This is a genomic window from Sphingobacterium lactis (assembly GCF_011046555.1).
In the GTDB taxonomy this organism is placed as follows: domain Bacteria; phylum Bacteroidota; class Bacteroidia; order Sphingobacteriales; family Sphingobacteriaceae; genus Sphingobacterium; species Sphingobacterium lactis.
Genome location: NZ_CP049246.1, coordinates 258,223 through 274,101 on the forward strand (window position 1 = coordinate 258,223; position 15,879 = coordinate 274,101).

At 45.3% G+C, this 15,879-nt stretch carries 18 protein-coding genes; 9 read left to right on the forward strand and 9 right to left on the reverse strand.

The window, feature by feature from the left end:
• The first annotated feature begins 244 nt into the window (after window positions 1-244).
• Genes rbfA through G6N79_RS01190 form a run of 4 tightly spaced genes read left to right on the forward strand, consistent with a single transcriptional unit; the run spans window position 245 to window position 2,988 of the window.
• Complete coding sequence (rbfA, locus tag G6N79_RS01175; protein WP_103905062.1) at window positions 245-616, forward strand: 30S ribosome-binding factor RbfA; 372 nt, start codon at window positions 245-247, stop codon at window positions 614-616.
• An 11-nt stretch (window positions 617-627) separates the two neighbouring features.
• A complete protein-coding gene (gene aat / locus G6N79_RS01180) occupies window positions 628-1,296 on the forward strand; it encodes a leucyl/phenylalanyl-tRNA--protein transferase (RefSeq protein WP_103904786.1) in 669 nt (222 codons plus the stop codon).
• Window positions 1,274-2,353, forward strand: coding sequence for an aminotransferase class V-fold PLP-dependent enzyme (locus G6N79_RS01185; protein WP_103904787.1), 1,080 nt, complete (start codon window positions 1,274-1,276; stop codon window positions 2,351-2,353). The genes aat and G6N79_RS01185 overlap by 23 nt, the downstream gene beginning before the upstream one ends.
• Window positions 2,350-2,988, forward strand: coding sequence for a hypothetical protein (locus G6N79_RS01190; protein WP_103904788.1), 639 nt, complete (start codon window positions 2,350-2,352; stop codon window positions 2,986-2,988). Before G6N79_RS01185 ends, G6N79_RS01190 begins: the two co-directional genes overlap by 4 nt.
• A gap of 224 nt (window positions 2,989-3,212) precedes the next feature.
• Here G6N79_RS01190 and G6N79_RS01195 read toward each other — a convergent pair whose 3' ends face one another.
• Window positions 3,213-3,626 carry a hypothetical protein gene (locus G6N79_RS01195; RefSeq protein WP_103904789.1) on the reverse strand — a complete coding sequence of 138 codons (414 nt, stop codon included), beginning with the start codon at window positions 3,624-3,626 and terminating at the stop codon, window positions 3,213-3,215.
• Between the two features lie 313 nt (window positions 3,627-3,939).
• Here G6N79_RS01195 and hemA point away from each other — a divergent pair, with 313 nt between their 5' ends.
• The 5 genes from hemA (at window position 3,940) to G6N79_RS01220 (ending at window position 10,217) form a co-directional block, all read left to right on the forward strand.
• Entirely contained in the window at window positions 3,940-5,181 is a 1,242-nt protein-coding gene (gene hemA / locus G6N79_RS01200) for a glutamyl-tRNA reductase (protein ID WP_103904790.1), read from the forward strand.
• A 106-nt stretch (window positions 5,182-5,287) separates the two neighbouring features.
• Window positions 5,288-6,874, forward strand: coding sequence for a hydroxymethylbilane synthase (gene hemC, locus G6N79_RS01205; RefSeq protein ID WP_103905063.1), 1,587 nt, complete (start codon window positions 5,288-5,290; stop codon window positions 6,872-6,874).
• A gap of 57 nt (window positions 6,875-6,931) precedes the next feature.
• On the forward strand, window positions 6,932-7,903 hold the full coding sequence (gene hemB / locus G6N79_RS01210) for a porphobilinogen synthase (protein ID WP_103904791.1): 972 nt from the start codon (window positions 6,932-6,934) through the stop codon (window positions 7,901-7,903).
• Window positions 7,904-8,050: 147 nt separating this feature from the next.
• Window positions 8,051-9,496 (forward strand): asparagine--tRNA ligase, encoded by a 1,446-nt coding sequence (gene asnS, locus G6N79_RS01215; RefSeq protein ID WP_103904792.1) that lies wholly within the window; start codon window positions 8,051-8,053, stop codon window positions 9,494-9,496.
• Between the two features lie 100 nt (window positions 9,497-9,596).
• Complete coding sequence (locus tag G6N79_RS01220; protein WP_103904793.1) at window positions 9,597-10,217, forward strand: L-threonylcarbamoyladenylate synthase; 621 nt, start codon at window positions 9,597-9,599, stop codon at window positions 10,215-10,217.
• Here G6N79_RS01220 and G6N79_RS01225 read toward each other — a convergent pair.
• From G6N79_RS01225 to tilS, 8 genes are all read right to left on the reverse strand, one after another.
• Window positions 10,212-10,652 carry an SRPBCC domain-containing protein gene (locus G6N79_RS01225; RefSeq protein ID WP_103904794.1) on the reverse strand — a complete coding sequence of 147 codons (441 nt, stop codon included), beginning with the start codon at window positions 10,650-10,652 and terminating at the stop codon, window positions 10,212-10,214. The genes G6N79_RS01220 and G6N79_RS01225 overlap by 6 nt on opposite strands.
• 67 nt (window positions 10,653-10,719) lie before the next feature.
• Window positions 10,720-11,286 carry a Crp/Fnr family transcriptional regulator gene (locus G6N79_RS01230; protein ID WP_103904795.1) on the reverse strand — a complete coding sequence of 189 codons (567 nt, stop codon included), beginning with the start codon at window positions 11,284-11,286 and terminating at the stop codon, window positions 10,720-10,722.
• Window positions 11,287-11,288: 2 nt separating this feature from the next.
• Complete coding sequence (locus G6N79_RS01235; protein WP_103904796.1) at window positions 11,289-12,185, reverse strand: EamA family transporter; 897 nt, start codon at window positions 12,183-12,185, stop codon at window positions 11,289-11,291.
• A gap of 25 nt (window positions 12,186-12,210) precedes the next feature.
• The gene (locus G6N79_RS01240) at window positions 12,211-12,525 is read right to left on the reverse strand and encodes a DciA family protein (RefSeq protein WP_103904797.1); all 315 of its coding nucleotides are present in this window, start codon (window positions 12,523-12,525) and stop codon (window positions 12,211-12,213) included.
• Window positions 12,512-13,621, reverse strand: coding sequence for a DNA replication/repair protein RecF (gene recF / locus G6N79_RS01245; protein ID WP_103904798.1), 1,110 nt, complete (start codon window positions 13,619-13,621; stop codon window positions 12,512-12,514). Before recF ends, G6N79_RS01240 begins: the two co-directional genes overlap by 14 nt.
• A gap of 36 nt (window positions 13,622-13,657) precedes the next feature.
• Window positions 13,658-13,966 (reverse strand): DUF4834 family protein, encoded by a 309-nt coding sequence (locus G6N79_RS01250; protein WP_103904799.1) that lies wholly within the window; start codon window positions 13,964-13,966, stop codon window positions 13,658-13,660.
• Window positions 13,967-14,048: 82 nt separating this feature from the next.
• Window positions 14,049-14,534: a hypothetical protein gene (locus G6N79_RS01255; protein WP_317046366.1), complete on the reverse strand. Its 486-nt coding sequence runs from the start codon at window positions 14,532-14,534 to the stop codon at window positions 14,049-14,051.
• 5 nt (window positions 14,535-14,539) lie between these two features.
• Window positions 14,540-15,865: a tRNA lysidine(34) synthetase TilS gene (tilS, locus tag G6N79_RS01260; protein ID WP_103904801.1), complete on the reverse strand. Its 1,326-nt coding sequence runs from the start codon at window positions 15,863-15,865 to the stop codon at window positions 14,540-14,542.
• Window positions 15,866-15,879: the final 14 nt, after the last annotated feature.

Below are 15,879 nucleotides of genomic sequence, written 5' to 3' on the forward strand. Positions count from 1 at the left end.
GTTCGGCCGAACACACCATACAAGTTGCAAAATTTTCCTGCGAATTAGAGAAAAAGCGCCTTACGCAAACGATTGAACAATTAACGAAAACGATTGCGGTTAAGGGCTAATCAAGACCAACATCAAGTTGATTATCAAACACTTTCACTTGCACTCCCCTCGCCTTCCGGATTTCTCCCAACTGTTCCTTATATTTGTAGTATTGGAAACGCAATACAGCTTTTCCGACAAAGAGATTATCGAAATGGGAACAGAAAGTAAAAGACAACAGAGATTTGCTGGAGTAATTCAACAGGATTTGGCGGAGATGTTTCAACGTGAGGGTGGTGCTTGGGCTCCAGGAGCTTTTATTACAGTGACCAGGGTGCGCGTAACGCCAGATTTAGCCATTGCAAGGGTCTACCTGAGCTTCTTGAACACCAAAACCGCGAAAGCTGACTTGGATAACATCAAGAGCAAATCCAATGAAATCCGCTATAAATTAGGTACGCGTATCAAGAACCAAGCCCGCATCGTTCCACAGTTGGAATTCTTTCTGGATGACACGAACGAATACGTGGAGCATATGGACAAGATCTTTGATGAAATCAGCAAAGAACCTAGGCAGCCCGAATAGGCGTACAGGCTATGATCTTTCAATTGGATGAAAACGAGTTAGTTTTCCCACACCCTTCCTTAGCCGATGAAGATGGGCTGTTGGCCGTAGGTGGCGACCTGCGGACCGAACGCCTACTGTTAGCTTATGAAAACGCTATTTTCCCCTGGTACAGCGAGGATACACCGATCCTATGGTACGCACCACACGATCGATTTGTCCTGTATCCACAGCGATTGAAGATCTCCAAGAGCATGCAACAGGTTTTGCGGTCCCGAAAATTCCGGGTAAGCTGCGATACGGCCTTTGATCGGGTCATCCAATACTGCGCTTCGGTGTCGCGTAAGGATCAGGATGGCACCTGGATCGTGGATGACATGCAGCAGGCTTACAGCAAGCTGCACCGCGAAGGGTTTGCGCACAGCATCGAGGTGTGGCAAGGCGAGGAACTCGTGGGAGGTCTCTATGGCGTTCAGGTCGGTAAGGTATTCTGTGGAGAGAGCATGTTTTCCCTCGTTTCCAATGCGTCCAAGGTCGCCTTGATTTTTCTGGCACAGCGGTTCGGTTTGGAACTTATCGATTGCCAGATCCCATCCGAGCACCTGGAGCGCATGGGCGCCGAAACAATAAGTCAAAAAGAGTACCTTCATATCCTAGAACAACAAGAAAACCAACCGTATGCATTTCAAGCCGCACTTTAATATCGCTGACGACATTACCTACCTGAATACGCCGGGAAATGGCCTGCTGCCAAAAGATTCCCTGAACTGGCGTCAGGAGTGGGAACAGGAATTTTTCGATTCCCGAACGGACTTGCGCGACAAACAGGTGGACTTCTTGGCCAACGTAAAAAAAACGGTCGCATCCTTCTTTACTTCCCATGTGGAGAACACGTACCTCCTACCGAATTTTTCCTTCGGATACAGTACGCTGATCGACCTGTTGCCACGCGATTTCAGGTATGTCGTACTGGCAGATGAATATCCATCCCTGCAGTATCCCATCATCAGCCGGGGACTCGAGCATATCACCGTACCTGTCACTGTGGATGTGGAAGAAAAGCTGGAAGCAGAGATTCAACGCTCGCATCCGGATGTGTTGATCTTGAGCCTTGTGCAGTACATCTCCGGATTGAAGATCAACCTGGATTTCTTCAAGCGTATCAAACAAGCCTATCCGGATCTGGTGATCATAGCCGATGGCACCCAATTTTTAGGAACCGAACCTTTCAATTTCCAAGAATCGGGAATCGATGCCTTGGGTGGATCAGGATACAAATGGCTGCTTTCAGGCTTTGGAAACGGATTTATGCTATTGAGCGAAAAACTGCGTTCCCTATTGGAGGACCTGCTCATTGGCCGACCAAAACCGACGGTAGCCATGTGGCAACATAAATCTGTTCTGGATACTTTTTTCGAACCGGGGCATCAGGACAACCTCAGCCACGGAACCTTGCAGAAAAGCATGCAATGGATCCAATCCATCGGCCTGGATACGATCCAGGCCCATAACCGATCGGTTTCTGAAGAAGCCTACAAGCTATTTGCTGAACGCAACCTCTTGTTGCCCATCATTCAGGAACGCAGCGAAAAATCATTCCTCATCAACGTGCAGGTTGATCCAGCATGCTATCCGCATATCCAGCAGATGGGCATAAAGTGTTTCCCACGGGGAACCGGCATCCGCATCGGCATACATGTGTACAACGACATCGCAGACATACATCGATTTGTTAATATTTTAGAAAGCATCAAATGAATTACAAAATAGGAGATTTAGTGCGGTTCGTAGATGAACCCATTGAAGGACATATAACAGCATTTTTGGGGAACGACATCGTAGGCGTTACGGACGATACGGGTTTTGAGATCCCCGTTCCACTCAACAAGATTACCTTGGTCCATGGCAACATGCGCACCGAAGAGGACGACGAGCCTGTACAGTCCAATATCCCGATCAAATTCCTGGATAAGGGGATTTACCTCGCCCTGACCGGTGAGCAAAAGGAAGGATTAGTCAAGTTCTTTATCGTCAATGAAACTTCCTTTGAACTGCTTGTCAACGTAACGGAGAGCCAGGGTAGCAAGCGCAACAGCATCTACGCCAATATCGTCCCAGCAAGGGAATACAACCAGATCTATACCGGTAACTTTGCCGCCATCAATAAATGGCCTAGCCTGGAATTCCAAATCCTGCGGACCTCCAGAAAACAGCACAACGCTGTTCCGCCAATAGAGAAAACAATCAAGGTGAAACCCCTAGAACTGATCAATTCCAAGGAACAATTGGAAATTTTGCCGGAGAAGGCTTGGGTCTATGAACTGGATAAAATTGAAGAAAATATCGGCCTGGATAAGTTGAAGGCGCATTTTATTTCGCATAGGCCGAAGTAGACTATGAGATGTGATGGGTGAGATTTGAGATATGAGATAGAAAGGGTGTATGAAGATGGGTAAGATGGGGAAAGGTTTTTGACCAAGTGATTGAAACTATTCCCTTAGCATAAACGTAGACTAATGCTGGTTTCGGCCAAAATGATATTTCATTAAACAAGAAATGGCTATCTTTCGATAGCCATTTCCCATTTCACTTAACTATTAAATTAGGATTCGCGAAATTACTTATTTTCCGTATCCTTCGAAACTTTTCCTTTATTTACTGAAAATAATACCATTAGACCTCCCAGAAGCAACACGCCCCACCCCCATTTTAGATGCAATGTTTTGGCAAGCAGACCATCAATCAATTTCAGTCCGAAGTAATTGTTGATCTGTAGATAGACAAGCACGAATGAAAGTATAATCCAGGCCACCAAAATCCATGCGGAGATGCGGTAGACATTCAATTTACGGATAAAGAAGAACAATACACATACGCCCAAGATGCCGTAGGTAATCATAAACAAGGCGGTATCTACCTGGTACAGATTCCAGTTGGCCTTCAATGGCACTTTCAGGAAGGGGCAGAAAATTGCGGCCAGGAATACAACCATAAATCCGATCAGCGCCAAAGGTTTGTTCAAGGTTCTCATTGTGTTGTTTTTTTGCCAAATATGGGAATTTGTCGGGGAATCGGAAAGGACAATTCGGGGATAAATTTTGCTTTTCCATAAAATCCTGAATGTTTAAACGGTAATCTTTATCATTTATTGGACATATTAATTATGATTGTCGTCACATTAATTTCAACAAAACCCACGCAGAACGCTACAAACCAAGTATTTAACATTATTTTAACATTATTTATAATCGTTCTAAATTCACTGTATTGACAGATTTTTGACAATACCAACGTGCATTTCATCTACATTTGCAGAACAAAATTATTGGAGAAATAATTAGGCTTTGAAGAATTTAAAAGTTATAGCGTTTACCCATAAGCACGTTGATCTAAAGGATTTGGGGAATTTGGTTATATGCAACGAAGAGTTGGATAACCGCCTGATTAACCTTAAAAACAATTTAGACATCCCGGAGATATTCTATATCGGTACGTGTAACCGTGTAGAATTTGTGTTCTATGGGCCGCATGAACTATCCGATGATTTTGTAGTCCAATTTTTGGATAGCATGAATTTCTGCGTCCCAGCAGAGCGTATGCAGTGCTATCTAGGTCAAGTGAATCGTTATGCTGGTGTCGACGCACTAAATCACCTCTTCCGCACCTCCTGTTCCATGGAGAGCTTGGTGGTTGGGGAGAAGGAAATCCTAGCGCAGGTACGTCGTGCTTACGACCGTTGCAAAGCTGCCGGATTTACGGGCGACTTTCTGCGTCTGATGATGGACCGCTTGGTAAAGACTGCCAAGGAAGTCTATACCTTCACGAACATTTCCCGCAACCCGATTTCCGTAGTTTCCCTAGCGTACCGCAAACTGCGCGAAGTGAAACTTCAGGACAACCCACGGATTTTAGTGATCGGTTCGGGAGAGACCAACCAGAACTTGGCAAAATACCTGAAGAAACATAAATACAGCAATTTCACCATCTTCAACAGAACGGTTGCCAATGCGCAACCCCTGGCTGCAGAACTGGGCGCTCAGGTATATCCTTTGAGCGAGCTGAAAAACTATAAAAAGGGGTTTGATGTCATGATCACCTGTACAGGTGCTCCTGAAGCCATCATCCACGAGGATCTTTACGAATCCCTATTGCAAGGTGAGGATGACAAGAAGGTCATCGTCGATCTTGCGATCCCGAATGATATCGATGCAGCGGTTATCGCAAAGCACCCGATCCACTACATCGAGGTGAGCAGCCTGCAGCAGATCGCCGAGAAAAACATCCAAGAACGCTACGCGGAACTGGAGAATGCCGAGAAGATCATCGAGCAGAACATCAAAGAATTCCTTCCTATTTTAAAGCAGCGCCGCGTGGAAGTTGCCATGAAAGAAGTCCCTGAGAAGATCAAGGAAATCCGTTCCATGGCCATGACCGAGGTGTTCGCAAATGAATTGGAGCAACTGGATCCCGAAGCACGTGAAGTGCTGAACAAAGTCATCAACTATATGGAAAAGAAATACATTAAAGTTCCTATGGTTATGGCCAAAGAGATCCTGGTGAAATCCACGGAATCCGAAAGCAATTAAGGTTTAAATTTTCTTAAAATTTGATGATTCTGACAATAAAACGTCAGAATTAAGAGGCTATTTCCGTAAATTTGCCTCCGAAATATTCATATGTAAATCTTTGAACGTGAACAGAAAACTAATTATTGGTACCCGAGGCAGTGAATTGGCATTGTGGCAAGCTAATTTTGTTAAGGATCGATTAGCTGAAATTTCAGTAGAAGCCGAACTTAAAATCATTAAAACCCAAGGTGACATCATTCAACACCTCCGCCTCGACAAATTGGAAGGCAAAGGTTTCTTTACCAAGGAATTGGAAGAGGAATTGCTATCCGGCCAAATTGACCTGGCTGTTCACTCACACAAAGATCTACCAACCGTAAACCCACCGGGACTTATCATCGCTGCCGTTTCAGAAAGGGAAGATCCAGCTGAACTGTTGATCGTCCATAAGGATTGTGTCGATATCAGCAAACGCCTATCCCTGAAGCACAGCGCGAATGTCGGAACCTCATCCAACCGTAGAAAGGCACAATTGCTTTCCCTACGCCCAGATTTGGACTTCGATGACCTTCGTGGAAATCTACAGACCCGTGTACAGAAACTCAGGGATGAGAAATACGACGCCATCGTATTGGCGAAGGCCGGCATCTCCAGGATCAACATGGACCTTTCGGACTTCCACTTGGAGGAAATCCCCGCAGTGGAGGTTGTCCCTGCACCTGCACAGGGCGTATTAGCGATTCAAATCCGTGAATCCGACCAGGAATTGTTCGATGTCCTGCAGCAGATCCATAACAAAGAAGTCGCTGAAGCCATTTCCGTGGAACGCAAGGTATTGAACCTCTTCGATGGCGGATGCCACGCCCCATTGGGTAGCTACTGCCGGAAGAAAGATGGTAAATTCCAATCCTGGACTTCCATTGCCGATACAAACGAGGACTTCCCGGACCGTATCTTTATGGAATCTGAAACAACGGAAGGCATGGCTGAAAAGATCTTTGCCAAATACAGCAAAGACCGCAAATTGCCAGCTTCGGTATTCATCACCCGGGATTTGGATGAGAACTCCTACCTGGCCCGATTCCTGAACAAGCACAATATTCAGGTGGATGCGCGTTCATTGATTCGCATTTTCCCGACCATCAATAAATTGGACTCCTTTATCCTTAAACGTGCCGATTGGATTTTCTTCAACAGCAAGAATGCCATTGAGCACTTCTTCAAGTTGGAACCGTGGATCCTGAAAAAGACAAAGATCGCCGTTTTGGGAAGAGGATCTGAGGATACCCTCCGCAAGTTTAACCGCGTTGCCGACTTCTCGGGCGACAACCTTGGTATTGACACCGAAGGAATCGCACAGGAGTTCGCTAAATTGGTAGATGGCCAAACGGTGCTTATTCCACGTGCTGAAGGCTCGTTGAAGACCATCCAGAAAGCCCTGACTGAGAACACCAAGGTTATCGACATGACGATATACGAAACAGTGATCGAGGAAAATGTCGACAAGTCCAATGCTGAGGTCCTGATCTTTACAAGCCCGAGCAATGTGGAAGCCTACTTCCGCGAGAACTTGGCCGACCCGGACCAGAAGATCATCTGTATTGGTCATTCGACAGCAAAAGCAATCGCTGAATTGGGATTGAAATACAGCCTGCCCTACACACCTGATGAAATCGGGTTGGCAGAAGCCGTATTTGGATTAGATTATTAAATAACAGTACGCAAGGGGGAATTTTCCCCCTTTGCATTTACATAAAACGATAAAAACATGTTACACCGTCCTAGAAGAAACAGAAAATCCGCTGTTGTGCGCGATATGATTCAGGAGAATCACCTTTTCGCCGCCAACCTGATTTTCCCATTGTTTATTGTAGATGGAGAGAACCAAAAAGTGGAAGTGAGCTCCATGCCAGGTATCTACCGCTATTCCGTTGACAACCTGTTGCGGGAAGTGGAGAGCTGCATGAACCTGGGCCTGAAGGCATTCGACCTTTTCCCAGCTGTTGAGGAGTCCCTAAAGGATAAATACGCGACTGAAAGTTATAAAAAAGGCACCTTGTACCTGCGTGCCATCGAAGCAGTCAAAAAGAATTTCCCGGAAGCCTGCGTGGTCACTGACGTGGCGATGGACCCGTACAGTTCGGATGGTCACGATGGTATTGTTGAAAATGGAGAGATCCTGAACGATGAGACCTTGGAGGTATTGGGTAAGATGGCTTTGGCACATGCCGAAAGTGGTGCTGACATTATCGCTCCTTCGGACATGATGGATGGACGCATCGGCTATTTACGCAATATCTTGGATGAAAATGGGTTCACCAATGTATCCCTAATGTCGTATACGGCGAAGTATGCTTCGGCATTTTATGGCCCATTCCGCGATGCCCTTGGATCCGCACCGAAAAAAGGAGATAAGAAAACCTACCAGATGAATCCCGCAAACAGTAAGGAGGCGTTGATCGAAGCACAGCTGGATACACAGGAAGGCGCTGACTTCCTGATGGTAAAACCAGGCCTTCCCTACCTGGATGTGATCCGCTTATTGGCGGATAACTTCGACCTGCCTATAGCGGCCTATAATGTTTCTGGCGAATATGCCATGCTGAAGGCTGCCATTGCAAACGGCTGGTTAAGTGAGCAGGTTATTCTGGAAACACTATTGAGCTTCAAGCGCGCTGGCGCTACGTCCATCCTCACCTATCACGCCAAGGAAGTGATCGAAAAGGGTTGGGTAAAATAAGACCTTGTACATGGAGCTCTACGAGCTCCATTTTTATGTGTGCCACATGCATATCAAATTGAGATTTATAAGTAATAAATCAATTAATTGGCTATTTTTGTAGGCCTAAGCCTTTTATGGGCAACCATTAATATTATTTACTGAAAAATGGAACATACGCGAATTAAAGAATTATTAAAATCGGAAGATTTCGGAAAAGAGGTTATTGTCAAAGGATGGGTTCGTACCTTCCGTAACAATCAATTTATTGCCATCAATGACGGATCAACCATCAATAATATTCAAGCGGTAGTTGATTTTGAAAATACCCCAGATGAGATACTGAAGCGCATTACCACAGGTGCTGCCGTACGTGTGCAGGGCGAGTTGGTCGAATCGCAGGGAAAAGGTCAGAAAGTAGAGATTAAAGCAACTGAAGTTTCCATTATTGGGGAGTCCGATCCGGAGAAATATCCATTGCAACCGAAGAAACACAGCTTGGAGTTCCTACGTGAAATTGCACACTTGCGTTTCCGCACCGGTACGTTCAATGCGATCTTTAAGGTCCGCAATGCCTTATCTTTTGCCGTACACCAGTTCTTCAATGAACGCGATTTCGTGTACATGCATACGCCAATCATTACCGGTTCTGATGCTGAGGGTGCCGGAGAAATGTTCCGTGTAACGACGTTGGACCTAAACAACATTCCACGTACAGCATCCGGTGATATCGACTTCAAAGAAGATTTCTTCGGGAAGTCCACCAACCTTACCGTTTCCGGACAGCTGGAAGGTGAATTGGCAGCCTTGGCTTTTGGAAACATCTATACCTTTGGCCCAACTTTCAGAGCTGAAAATTCCAATACAACACGCCACTTGGCAGAGTTCTGGATGATCGAGCCTGAAATGGCATTCTATGAATTGGAAGACAACATGGACTTGGCAGAAAGTCTATTGAAATATGTCATCAAATATGCGTTGGATACCTGTCCAGAAGAAATTGAATTTTTGAAAAACCGACTGTTGGAAGAAGAGAAATCAAAACCTCAGGCTGAACGTTCGGAGATGGATTTGGTAGAAAAACTGAACTTTGTCATCAACAACGATTTCGAACGTGTGACCTATACCGATGCCGTAGACATATTGAAGAAAAGTAAACCGAACCAAAAGAAACAATTCAAGTACTTGATCGAAGGTTGGGGAGCTGACCTGCAATCGGAACACGAGCGCTATTTGGTTGAGAAACACTTCAAGAAACCGGTGATCCTAACAGACTATCCACGCGAGATCAAGTCCTTCTACATGAAGCAGAACCCGATCGATGCGGAAGGCAGACAGACCGTTCGTGCCATGGATATCCTGTTCCCAGGAATCGGAGAAATGGTGGGCGGTTCCCAACGTGAAGAGAACTTGGAAAAATTATTGACCCGAATGGAAGAGGTTGGTATTCCGGCGGAGGAAATGGAGTGGTTCTTGGATACCCGTCGTTTTGGTTCCGTTCCACATTCCGGATTCGGTGTCGGCTTCGAACGTCTGGTCTTGTTTACCACAGGGATGACCAACATTCGCGACGTGATTCCTTTCCCAAGAACACCGAACAACGCAGAATTCTAAACAAGAATGAACATAAAAAACAAAAACCGTCAACCAAACTTCTGTTGACGGTTTTTGTTTACCTATACAGAACCAATTGCATTAGAGAAAAGGAGCAGACATGTTAATCAAGATCTACAACGATAACCCGAATCCAAAAGCCATTCAAGAAGCAGTGGATATACTCCGCAAGGGCGGTGTCATCATCTACCCAACCGATACGGTTTACGGTATTGGCTGTGATATCACCAATCATAAGGCCATTGAAAAGGTGTGTGCCATCCGCGGGATCAAACCGGAGAAGTCCAACCTATCCTTTATCTGTCACGATCTGACGGACATCTCGCAATACACCAAGCCTTTCGATACCACCGTATTCCGTGTATTGAAAAAGGCGCTCCCCGGTCCTTTTACCTTTATCTTCAATGCCAGCGGACAGGTTCCGAAGCTGTTGAGCTCCAAAAAGAAGACCGTGGGTATCCGTATTCCCGACAACAACATTGTTCGCGATATCGTGAGGGAATTGGGCAATCCGATCGTTACGACCTCCATTCATGATGAGGATGAAATCATCGAATATTCCACCGATCCGGAATTGATCTACGAAAAATACCAGGATAAGGTTGATTTGGTGATCGATGGTGGCTATGGCGATAATGTGGCCTCGACGGTTGTGGATGTGACATCCGGCGATTTCGAGATCCTCAGGGAAGGCAAGGGCGATCTGGAGCAATACCTATAGGCTGGACTCCACACGTTCCTTGATGGCCCTATTAAAGGCCTCAAAACCCAACTTGGTATTGCCATGGATCATCTTCTTCATAAAAGGCACCAATAGACCACTGAACTTTTCCCCCTGGATGAGTTCCGTTTGCCCGTTCGACAAGCTTTCCAATCGAAAATAATGCTCCCCATCGAAAATCCCATTCAAGAGTAAACGTCCCTTCCATCGCAATTCCCGATTGGCATCGATCTTCAGAAAAATAGGATTCATGGTGATACTGGTCCCTCCAGGTTGCGTCAGCAATACCTTCGTGCGCTGCCCAACTTTCGGTGTTCCAAAAAATTCAGCAATTGTCGGACTCCAAGTGGGGTAGGCTTGAAAATCGCTCAATACCGCCCATACAGCATCAATAGGGGCATCAATACGGATATGTGTTTCTATTTGCTCGTTCATACCCAAAGGTAGGGCGCAATTCTCCAAAGCCACTTGACAAAAATCAAGAAGAAAAATTTACAGGAAATCAGTTAGCTAGTTTGTTCCGGATTCTACTCAGCGTTTCCGGGCTCATTCCGAGTACGGAAGCAATATATTGCAGGGGCACCTGATTGAACAGGGATTTATGCTGCTCGAAATAGCGAATATAACGTTCCTCTGCCGAGCGTGCTATAAAGTCGAACACACGGCTTTCCAGTACCATAAAGCATTTGGCTATAAAGCGTTTCTCCAAGATGTTCCAATCGGGAATTTCCTGCTGAACTTCCAGATAGGCCTGTTTATCCAAGGTCCAAACCGTCGCCGGGGTAAGGGCTTCGATGGAATAATTGGCTGGATTTCCGAAAAAGAAGGAGCTCAGATCCGTAACAAAGTATCCCTTGCCACCCATCCATTGCGTGACCTCACGCGATTCCGTAAGCTTAAATACCCGAAAGATACCGTCCTCGATAAAACTCAACCGACCGCACAACTTCCCCTCCGTAGCCAAAAGCGTATTCTTTTCAAAGGTTTCCTGCCTGAATTTGGACAGGATGAGATCGGCCTGTGCGTCCGACACCTCAAACAGCTGAAACAATTGATCTTTGATATCCATAGCTATACTTTTAGCACCCTATTGCGCTTCCGCTCATAAATATAAGCAACATTAAATAGGATAATGGCCAGGAAGATCATCGAAAAAGCAATAATCTGGAAGGTATTGATCTGCTCATGGTAAAAGAAAACAGCCAAGAAGAAACTGATGATGGGATTGATATAGAGCAGGATGCCCACAACCGAAGAATCCAAGCCCTTGAGTGCAAAAATATTCAGGAACAGCGGAAGAATGGTGTAAAACACAGCAATAATAAGGATAAATCCATAAAATTCGTTGGTCTTCGGTGCCGTTACATCGATTAAACCCATGACGGGAAGAATCAGGATGGTGCCCACCACGATGTGTATTGTCAGGGAAAAGAACCTATCGATCTGGAATGTATTCTTCTGCAGGATTAGGTAGGTCGCATAGGACAGGGCGATAAAGAAACTGTACACCAAATCTATAAAATGTCCATAGGCCATGAGAATACAGGCCAGTACAAATAGGATGACCGCAATCCATTGACCCCTGTTTAGGTGTTCCCTGAGGAAGATATTGGCCAGGATGGTGGTCAGAATGGGACATATAAAATAAGCCAGGGAAGTCGCATTCACACTGACGGAATTCATGACGTAGATAAAAGAGAACCAATTGAGTCCCAATAGGATTGCACTCGCAACGACGTTGATCAGCAATCTGGTTCTGTCTCGGGAACTGATGGATTTAATATATCGAATGCTTTCCAGGGTTTGTTTTCTCCGAAAAAGGAAACAGGCCAAGAGGATACAGACGGAGGCAAAGGTAACACGGTAGAACAGGATATCTAAGGCGCCGAATTCACTGAGCGGTTTGAGCACCAGGGCAAATGTTCCCCAGATTACAAAACCTAACAGTGCAGATAGGTAATATTTCATTTTACGGGATTAAACACGTATGGTTCTAAAGAATCACAAATTCCTCAACAACGACCTTGCCCACATATTCGTTCACACGCCCGATGATCTGCCGGCGCATCATTGCCAGCTCATTCTTGATGACAGCTGACTCTACACGCACGAACAGTTTCTTATCCTTAATATAAATTTGTTGGGTTCGGTTGGCGATTGCTTTTCCAATAAGATCCGGCCACGCGGTTATGATCGATGTTTCATCGTACCGCTTCCGTAGACGATACACATCCAGCAGCTTTTCAACCGCCTGCTTGATGGTAATATCATCACTTCTCCGAAACGCATCATCATTATACTTCGCCATTGACCTGACCTCCTTGTATGTCAAAGATACGAATTGGTTTGCCAATCTCTTGGAATATTTTCTGAATCCGGTCGGCATCGGTATCGGTCAGGAATATCTGCCCGAACTCATCCTCGGAAACCAATTGCATCAACTTCTTGGTGCGCAGCTCATCAAGCTTATCGAAGATATCATCCAACAGCAGCAGGGGCTTGTACTGTTTTCTATTTTTCAGGAAAGCATATTGGGCCAATTTCAGCGCAATCAGGAAGGATTTCTGTTGTCCCTGTGAGCCGAACTTCTTCAGCGGCATCCCTTCATGGATACTGAAGATCAGGTCATCCTTATGGATACCGACCGTCGTTCGTTCCAAGGCTCGATCCTTATCCAACTGGCTATTCAGCAAGTCTAGGAAATCGTGTTTCTGGAGCTGGGATTCGTACACAAGTTCAACCATCTCGGCATCCTCCGATAGGAATTGGTAATAACGCTTGAATTCAGGAAGAAATTCATCCATGAATTGCTGTCGGCGCCGGAAGATTTTCTCCCCCGCGTCCACCAATTGCAGGTTCAGTACCTCCAAAAGGCCAATATCGAAAACCCCTGTTTCCTTAATGTTCTTCAGCACCGTATTCCGGTGCAACAGGATTCGGTTATAGGTAATCAGGAGGTCCAGGTATTGATTATCGGTTTGGGAGATGACATTATCGACAAACTTCCGCCGCTCTTCACTCCCATCCATAATGATAAAACTATCATTCGGAGAGACCATGACCAAGGGAAACTGCCCGATATGATCGGCCAAGCGGCCATAATCTTTCTTGTTCTTCTTGAATTGCTTTTTCTGGTTCCGCTTGATGCTGCAGGATACCACATCGCAGATCAGCTCTTTATCGAATTGCCCCTGTACCATAAACCAGTCCTCCCCTTTTTTGATGTGTTGGGAATCAATGGGGTTGAAATAGGATTTACAGAGGGACAGGTAATGGATGGCATCCAATAAGTTGGTTTTCCCGGAGCCATTCTGCCCAGTAAAGGCATTGGTCTCGGGAAGAAACTCGAGGGATGAATCCGTATAATTCTTAAAATTTAATACTGAAAGTTGCTTTAGCCACATGGAAAAACAAAGATACGCTTTTTTGCTCGGCGATGCTTACTTCACTTCTTCAAAGTCAATAAACTCACCAGCAGTCTCTGTGCCCTTGCGGTCCTTGCTTTCTTTAGGCGGCATATAATCTACACGGACTTTACCGTCAGCACGCGTTGAATTGGTCTGTCTGAATTGGCCAAACGGATCACCGTAGCCTTGTTGGCTAGGTCCGCCATTGGCATATTGCCCCTGTTGTCCGTTCACAATCTTCTCAGCTACCTTCCGCATAAAGAAAGGCATCAACAGACGCATACCAAATTTAAAGAGGTAATAAAATAATACTACTGATATAAGGAAATAGATAAATGTCATTTCTAATGCTTTTTACCAAATTTACTAAATATTTAAACCCGATGGGAAGGCGATTGTCAACAAAATATCAGTTAACATTTTTTTACGATTGCCCTTTTGCTTGCTGAACAGCCATCAAAAATTGCTGAGGCTGCTGAGAACCAATCACATAGATCAACCCATCCTTATCCGTCAACCATACCGCCTCTTTACCACCTGAATAGAAACGGATCTTGCCATTCTTATGCAGATTGTAAACAGGGTTGTTGAAGATGAAGCTGGAATACCGTTTCTTTTCCATTTTAACAATGGAATTCAGATCGATCTTCACCAAACTGGTCGTCCATAGACCGCTCAAAATAACATGGGTCTTGGTGACCTGTGTGCGGTAATTCACCATATAGAGCATGATAATCGATACGATCAGAATGCTCACGCCCACAATAAAGAACAACTGTTGCGAAACAACATGCTCCCAATTGATATAATAAGCAACAAAGCAGAACAGTGCCAGGATCAAGCGAACACTGATCCACGTACCGTCCCTGCCGAGGTATTGCTTCTCCTGAAACAAGATTTGATCGTCCATATCCATTATTTACATACTAAAGTAAGGACTTTCTTTGTATTTTCTGTTACCCTGTACCGATTATCTAAGCGTTTCCCTACGATCCAAATCACCTCCCCATTGCCATTGATCAACAAGGGTATCTCCTCCTTTTCAAACCGATTGATTTTTAAACCGATAAAAAAATCGCTTACTTTCTTACGCCCCGACATGCCAAGCGGTACAAAATAGTCGCCCTGTTGCCAGGTCCTTATCGTCAATGGGAATTGCAATAATGCCGCATCCACCTGTACATTATCCATTCCAAGGGAATAACCGATTACTTCCTCCGGACGCATACTGAATACCCGATCATGCCAAGCGAGTGTATCTTCGGACAAATGCCACGTCATCTGGGCAGCTCCAGCTTCCTTTTTCCGGCGGATCAATAACTGATTCCGATCCAGCAGTAGCTCATGACTCGGCGATTCAAACCGCTGCCCCATTTCCCGGTCCAAAACCTGCAGGACATCTTCCAAGGTGCTTTTCAGAAATCCAAAAGGCTTCAACAGTTCAAAAAACAGATAGGCCGAAGGGATATGTGCTTTTAGCTGATCCTTTTCCAGAAAGATCCATCCATCTTGTTCTGTAAAAAGTTGATCGCGTAGCCGCGACACATGGTCTTGGATAAACCCATAGCTTTCCTCGAAATGTGCAATATTCTGCAGCATGATTTCGGCAAAGTGCGGTTGAATCTCCTCAAACTTGGGGATAATCTCCAATCTGATCTTATTCCGCGCGTATTTCGTGGAAAAGTTGGACTGATCATCGCGGAAGGGAATGTTATATTCCTCCACGGCCTTGCGCACCTGTTCGGCAGAAAGTTCCAATAACGGTCGAATAACCTGTCCCTGTTTGGGTTTTATGCCCGTTAGGCCTTGAATTCCTGTCGTTCGGGTCAGGTTGAGCAGCACCGTCTCCACTTGATCGTTGGCATGCTGACCAATGGCAATGACAGCACATCCCTCCTGTTGCCGCAACGCTTCAAACCACGTATAGCGCAGTTCACGCGCGGCCATCTGAATGGATATCTTGTGTACGGAAGCATGTGCTTCCGTATCAAAATGGTTGACAAAAATTGGGAATTGAAGGGTTTCTGCAAATTCGCGAACCAACTCTTCATCAAGATCCGATTCCTTACCGCGCAATTGAAAATTGCAGTGCGCGACGATAGCGTCATAACCCATTGCCTTGAAAACGTAGGCCATCAACATGGAATCCTTACCGCCACTGACCGCCAAAAGCACCCGATCTTGGGGACTTAAAAGCTGCTTTTCAGCAATAAATTCTCGTAAACAATCTACAACTGTCATTGTTCAAAATTACA